The organism is Bradyrhizobium sp. AUGA SZCCT0176, from assembly GCF_018130145.1.
Lineage (GTDB): Bacteria > Pseudomonadota > Alphaproteobacteria > Rhizobiales > Xanthobacteraceae > Bradyrhizobium.
This window is the reverse complement of the sequence record NZ_JAFCMB010000029.1, coordinates 58,949-65,113: the sequence shown is the minus strand read 5'-3', so window position 1 is coordinate 65,113 and position 6,165 is coordinate 58,949. Positions and strand designations below refer to the sequence as shown.

The 6,165-nt window shown below is 60.3% G+C and carries 6 protein-coding genes; 2 read left to right on the top strand and 4 right to left on the bottom strand.

The window, feature by feature from the left end:
- Positions 1-525: 525 nt before the first annotated feature.
- Positions 526-681: a hypothetical protein gene (locus JQ600_RS34130; protein WP_212262629.1), complete on the top strand. Its 156-nt coding sequence runs from the start codon at positions 526-528 to the stop codon at positions 679-681.
- A 221-nt stretch (positions 682-902) separates the two neighbouring features.
- Here the strand turns inward: JQ600_RS34130 and JQ600_RS34125 are convergent, their stop codons facing one another.
- On the bottom strand, positions 903-1,886 hold the full coding sequence (locus JQ600_RS34125) for an ABC transporter substrate-binding protein (RefSeq protein ID WP_212490325.1): 984 nt from the start codon (positions 1,884-1,886) through the stop codon (positions 903-905).
- A 938-nt stretch (positions 1,887-2,824) separates the two neighbouring features.
- On the opposite strand from JQ600_RS34125, the gene JQ600_RS34120 reads away from it, so the two are divergent.
- The gene (locus JQ600_RS34120) at positions 2,825-3,301 is read left to right on the top strand and encodes a hypothetical protein (RefSeq protein WP_212387497.1); all 477 of its coding nucleotides are present in this window, start codon (positions 2,825-2,827) and stop codon (positions 3,299-3,301) included.
- 421 nt (positions 3,302-3,722) lie between these two features.
- Here JQ600_RS34120 and JQ600_RS34115 read toward each other — a convergent pair whose 3' ends face one another.
- From JQ600_RS34115 to JQ600_RS34105, 3 genes are all read right to left on the bottom strand, one after another.
- Entirely contained in the window at positions 3,723-4,862 is a 1,140-nt protein-coding gene (locus tag JQ600_RS34115; protein ID WP_212490324.1) for a tetratricopeptide repeat protein, read from the bottom strand.
- Positions 4,863-5,028: 166 nt separating this feature from the next.
- Positions 5,029-5,367: a hypothetical protein gene (locus JQ600_RS34110; RefSeq protein WP_212387493.1), complete on the bottom strand. Its 339-nt coding sequence runs from the start codon at positions 5,365-5,367 to the stop codon at positions 5,029-5,031.
- A 79-nt stretch (positions 5,368-5,446) separates the two neighbouring features.
- Positions 5,447-6,079, bottom strand: a complete 633-nt coding sequence (locus JQ600_RS34105; protein WP_212490323.1) for a flavin reductase family protein — start codon at positions 6,077-6,079, stop codon at positions 5,447-5,449.
- Between the last annotated feature and the right edge of the window lie 86 nt (positions 6,080-6,165).

Below are 6,165 nucleotides of genomic sequence, written 5' to 3'. Positions count from 1 at the left end.
TCGCAACCTCAGCGTCCACCGCGACCCGCCCCTCGTTGTGACGATGGCCAACGCCCCTCTGAGTGGGACGGGATGGCGAGAATGTGCCGGTGATTTGGGTCGAAGGAAAGAGAAATATTTTTGATTATCGGAAATTTTTGACTTGACACGATTTCTGACAATCGGAAGTGATTTTCCCGTCGGGTCAATTTGTCGCGGGAAAGCACAGGACCATGCGGCAATGATGGGCGCGCGGCGGACCTCCGATGAAGCAGCGACAAGCCCCGCAGGTCGTCAATCATAAACCTAAGTATCATCGTCCCAAACGAATGTAAGGCACTGCTGAACGTCCGTGCAATGGTCCGATCCGTCCCTGTGCGAGAGGTTGTAGTTCAACGGCGTTATGCCGTTCGAACCGGGATCGAGCGGCGGAGCTGAGAAGGCCGCACACGCTGATGCGGCCAAGGCATTGGCTCGGCCAGTTGCTCGCGAATGTGAGCGCTGGGCGGAGTAACCCACCGCGAAACCTGCAAAGGAAGCACAGTCATGGACGTCATTATCCAGAAGATTAACGGCTTGTGGCACCTCATCGTCGGGTCGTGTCAGATCCGGACTCCGTTCCTCGAGACACAGCACCGCGCGCTGGTCGTTGCCTACGCCCGCCAGGTCTACCCGGGCGCCAAGATCCTCGAACGCGACTGAGCACTCACGCAGGTCAGGCGTGCTGCGCCGGCGCCCGGCCCCATTGATCTGCTAGCCGAAACCCGCATCCAGAGCGTTGCCGTTGTGCTCGGCCAACATCTCAGTTCGCGTCGATGCTGGCGTGCCCGTCGATGTCCGCTCACTTGGGCAGCTCGGACCTGCCGGGCGGACCGCGCCATGGCCAACAGGTGCCAACAACGGACCTATGCACTCCAACAAGCTCACTCAATCACTTCGTCGGCGCGGCCAAGCAGCGAAGTTGGTACACCAAGGCCCAACGCCTTTGCTGTCTTCATGTTGATGACGAGTTCGAATTTTGTGACTTGCTGGACCGGCAGGTTTTCCGGCCTTTCGCCGTTCAGAACCCGGCCAAGATAGTCGCCCACCTGTCGGCGGGCCTCGGCGTAGTTCGGTCCGTAACTTACCAATCCGCCATCAGCAGCGAATTCACGAATTGGATAGAGTGCCGGTATGCGGTGTTGAGCTGTCAGACCAACAAGGCTTTCGCGGTTTCGAAGCATCAATGCGTCAGCCGAAATCAACAACGCATCCGGCCGCACGCCAGCCATCCTTGCGAAAGCCTCCTTGAAATCATCGGGGCCTCCTGTCTCGACACGGAGCAGCTTCACTCCCAAGGTATCAGCCGCCAGTTCCAATCTCCTCAGAGTGTCCTCGTACCCTGATACGAGGCTTGTTGGATTATAGAAGAACCCAATAGACTTCGCCGTCGGCACCAGTTCACAAAGCATCTGCAGCCGTTTGGCCATTACCTCTACATTGAGAACTGAAACCCCCGTCGCGTTGCCGGCCGGTCTGTTCAGGCTTACGACGAAACCGCTTGCGACAGGGTCAAAACCGGTCAGAAAAATGATCGGAATTGACGTGGTGGCGGCCTTGGCGGCCATGATTGAAGGCCCTGCAAAAACAGCGATGGCATTTACTCGATGCCGAACCAGATCACGGGCCAACTCACCTAGTCGGTCCTCGTGACTATCGGCGCAACGGTATTCAAGCGCGAGATTTCGGCCCTCGACATAGCCCATTTCGGCCAAGCGGTCCTGGACCGAGCCAAAATTTCTCCGTGCCCCCTCGAGCGATCCAACGTCAAGGACGCCCAGAGTCCGCGAAGCCGCCTGTTGTCCCAGAGCAGGAAGCGACCACGCGGCCGCACTCCCAATTGCAGCGATGAACTCGCGCCGCCTCATCGATTTTTCCTCGGACGACGGCCGGCATTGTAGCCGCTCCGACCGGCCATCTGGAAGTAGGCAGATTGAAGTCCAACAAATTCGGCTGTGGGTCATTCGCGTCGATGCTGGCGTGCCCGTCGATGTCCGCTCACCGCGGCAGCTCGGACATGCCGGGCGGATCGCGCCATGTGCGACAAGTGCCATGAACGGACTCGCAGGTTTCTACGCGATCATTCGCGCCCTGCTTCAGGAAGTCCTCAAGGCAGCCTGCGCATCCGTTCGCCGTCGGCGAGGCGCCACCGGATCATTTCCTCCTCCACGTCTTCCCTTGCTTGCCGAAGTGGCAGGAGCAGGCACCACGGCCGGGTTGTGGATTGGAATCCGTGCTGGCGCGGATTTGTTTGCGGACGTGACGGCATACACAAAAAGAAGGCCGCCTGCGTTGGTGCAAGCGGCCCAAGTCTAGGGAGGAAACGCCCAAGGAGGGCAGCGATAGCGCGAGGCGCGCTACCGGAGCCCCTAGCTAAGATGATCGCGATCGGCGGCTCAATTGGACGTAGGTAAACGTCGGGTATCTCAACGGGTCGCGGAACTATACGAAGGTTTATGGCGCTCGCCCTTAAAGCCGGCCACTTCCGATCATGAAAGGGGAGAACCCGGCCAGTATCCCCGTGAAGAGCCTACTGTTTATGAAGTATGGCTCAATTTGCGCACCGCGCGCGTACTCAACATCACGATACCAGCGTCCGTTACCGCCAGCGCCGACCGTGTGATCGAATGAGCCACGAGGTGCGTGAGGTGGATTGAGTCGCCCTGCCCGAAGCCTGGTGCCCGCCATCAACTACCGCGCCGGCGCGTGCCGAGTGACGTTCATCACAGTGGCACCGCGCAGGTTAGATGTAGATCACGAACAGGGACGGATGGGACCGCCCGACTGCAAACAGGGATTATCAGCTATGACAACACGCTCCGACGACCGTTGTAGAGACTTCGGAGACGCCGACTATAATTTGCGTCGCGCGCGCATAGCCGGTTATGTGCTGCTTGCCGGTCTTTTTCTTGAGGTTGTGAGCTGCATATTTTGGTTTCATGGCGTCGAGACCTTGGCTTCGTTGATATGCGTCGCGTTGGTGGCTGGAGGTGTCGCGGGCGAGATCTTCTTTGAATACAAGGCCAGACTGGCCGACAAGGGCACGCCCATCGTCGCCGCACCACCCATCAGCAGGGTTGATCAGCCGACGCCAGACCGCAGCTATTCGAGGAGCAGCATGAACAGGACAGGCCTGCACTTCAGCATCGGGCTCGGCGAACTCCTTCGCAATCGCAATACGCCGTCTTCGCCGAACAATTCCAGGCTGCGGTCGCCATTTCCTGAACGAGCTCGCAGAAGCCTGCCACTGCGCCGCTGGCGAGAGCGCTTTGCGTCAAGCTAGAAAAGCTCGCAGGAGCCGAGCGGTCCGGAAGCCCAGGAAGGGTGCGCGGAAGCCGGACCATCGCACAGGCGGCGCGTGTAAGCGCCCGCTGGACGGCCGGGTTTTGGCTAGTAGAATACGTGCGGGGAAACGAGGGATAGCCAATGCTGTTCAAGCGATTTCGACGGGCCGTCGAACCCAGTCCCAGCAAATGGAAGCGAATAGAAGAAACACCGATACCGTTGAGCCTCGGTCGGATCTGGCTCGTTGATAATGATGGCAGTATCACGCGCGCGATGGCATTTACCTGGCCGATCCTCAAGCGCCGCGAGCCGCGCAAATATCGGTTCTGGATGTCTCGTGAGCCCCACGCACGAGAACCTTCCGCTGAGGCTATTGCGGCTCTCAGAGTGCTTAAAGCCAAATAGACCGGAGCACGTGGCTAGAAGCGCGAGGCTATCTCAATCGCCAGCCGCGCGCTCTGCATCGCCAAACGTGACATTTTCTCAAGCAAGCTTCGCTGCTCGTTGGCGAGCTTGTAGAGACGAGCCGCTTCCTGCTCATTCTTTTCCAGGCCGCCGCGACCCTCTTCGTAGAACAGCCCGAGGTTTTGTTGCGCTGTCGGATTTCCCTGCTCCGCAGCCAGCTTGAACAGGCGCGCGGCCTCGCCTTCGTCCTTTAGCAGGCCGCCAATACCCTCGGCGTAGAAGTGCCCGAGACTGACCTGGGCACTGACGCTTCCCTGGTCGGCGGCGAGCCTGTAGAGGCGGGCGGCCTCGCGGTCGTCCTGTTGCAGTCCGCCATGACCCTGCCTGTAGAAGAGCCCGAGGTTGTATTGCGCTGTCGCGTCTCCCTGGTCCGCAGCAAGTTCGAAGAGGCGAGCGGCCTCGCGCTCATTCTTTTGCAGTCCGCCAAGGCCCTCGTCGTAGAAGGACGCGAGATTGACCTGAGCGCTGGCGTATCCCTGGTCGGCGGCGAGCTTGTAGAAGCGGACAGCCTCGCGGTCGTCCTTTTGCAATCCGCCACGGCCCTGGTCGTAATAGAGCCCGAGATTGTATTGCGCCGTGGCGTCGCCCTGGTCCGCAGCGAGTCTGTAGAGGCGAGCGGCCTCGCGGCGATCGTTCGGCAGTCCGCCGGCACCCTCGCTGTGGAAGTGCCCGAGATTGACCTGAGCGCTGGCGTATCCCTGATCGGCAGCCAGCTTGAAGAAGCGGGCGGCCTCGCGGTCGTCTTGTTGCAATCCGCCGCGTCCCTCGTCGTAGAAGACGCCGAGGTTGTATTGCGCCACGGGATTTCCCTGGCCCGCAGCGAGCTTGAAGAGGCGCGCGGCCTCGCGGTCATCGTTCGGCAGGCCGAGCCCTTGCGCATAGACGATCCCGAGATCGACCTGCGCGCCGGCGTCTCCCTGGTCAGCGGCGAACTGAAGGATACCAGCGGCCTCGCGGTCGTCCTTTGACGGTTCGTCACCATCCTGCTCATGGTGCACCGTATCGTTTGACGGCGCCTGCGTCGCAGCGCCATACGCCAATGGAAGCGCAACCACGAGCACAGCTGTGATGGAGAACAAAGCCCGCTTGTTCATGTTCGTCTCTAAAACTAATTTGGCTGGATCAAGGGAGAAATCATTGCCGGCAACTGGCCGGCGTGGCCGACCGGACAATTGGTCGCGTCCAGCGCCAAGCCGGTTCAGGACCAGCCATTGTCGTGCGGGGCGATTGGGTTGAGCCGCATGCTGCGACAGCGGAGGCTCAGGTCTTTGGCAGCCACCACCCGAATATCGCAACAACGACGCACGCAGCCAGGGTGATCAAATTCCAGCCCATTGAGATCCAGTAACGGACCGGCGCTTCGTCTTTCTGAAAAATCCAGGTCTCGTAGTCCAGAATATCCTCGCCCTCGAGCTCGATTTTTCTTTCGACGAGGCCATTCCAGAATCTGCGGCCGCAATCGAAGCAAAAATAGATCGCGACGAGGCGAGCGACGATCTCACAAAGGAAAAACTGCATTCGACACCCGTCATCAAGCGCTGCTTCGATGACCAGGCCGCAATCGGCCTGGTCACGGCATTCGTTGCATCCGCGCAACACGGCTTGGGTGTGGCCGGAACCGGTGTTGGTTCAATTGCAGGAACGATTTGCGGACCCCGCGAAGCGCCGGGCGAGGCGATCAATCCGGGCGGATCATCTCGAACATGTTTTCCGGCTTGATCTCGAAATAGTCGCCGCTGCGGCCGGCGCGGACGATCGGGCGGGCCATCGCGGTCTGGTAGACGCCGTCCTTGATCATGGCCTTGTCGATGTGGACGGCGACGACTTCGCCGAGCGTCAGCCAGGCCTGCGCCTTGTCGCCATTGACGCCCTGCAGCTGAATGATCTGCGTCAGGCGGCATTCGAACGACACCGGGCTTTCGGCGACGCGGGGCACGTTGACGAGCTTGCCGGGTACCGCCGTGAGGCCGGCGATATTGAACTCGCTGACGTCGCGGGCGACGTGGGCCGCGGTGGCGTTCATCTGCTGCGCCAGATCCTTGGTGGCGAGATTCCAGACGAACTCCCTGGTCTCCTGGATGTTGGCGGCGCTGTCCTTCCAGTTGGTGGAGGAGAAGCCGATGATCGGCGGCTTGTAGCAGAACGCGTTAAAGAAGCTGTAGGGCGCCAGGTTGACGTTGCCCTCGGTATCACGCGACGAAATCCACCCGATCGGGCGCGGCGCGATGATGGCGTTGAAGGGGTCGTGCTTGAGGCCGTGGCCCTTGGCGGGTTCGTAAAAATGCAGGTCTTTGGGGCTCTTGGCGTCCATTTTCCGGTGTTTCCTTCAATCGCAGGGGCGGCAAAGCGTAGCCCTCCCGCCAACTTTATTGAAGTAGCAATGGCGGGCACGGCGCA

Bases quoted from the DNA above. Each gene is read 5' to 3' on its own strand.
- JQ600_RS34130 (WP_212262629.1), top strand. From the start codon at position 526: ATGGACGTCATTATCCAGAAGATTAACGGCTTGTGGCACCTCATCGTC.
- JQ600_RS34125 (WP_212490325.1), bottom strand. From the start codon at position 1,886: ATGAGGCGGCGCGAGTTCATCGCTGCAATTGGGAGTGCGGCCGCGTGG.
- JQ600_RS34120 (WP_212387497.1), top strand. From the start codon at position 2,825: ATGACAACACGCTCCGACGACCGTTGTAGAGACTTCGGAGACGCCGAC.
- JQ600_RS34115 (WP_212490324.1), bottom strand. From the start codon at position 4,862: ATGAACAAGCGGGCTTTGTTCTCCATCACAGCTGTGCTCGTGGTTGCG.
- JQ600_RS34105 (WP_212490323.1), bottom strand. From the start codon at position 6,079: ATGGACGCCAAGAGCCCCAAAGACCTGCATTTTTACGAACCCGCCAAG.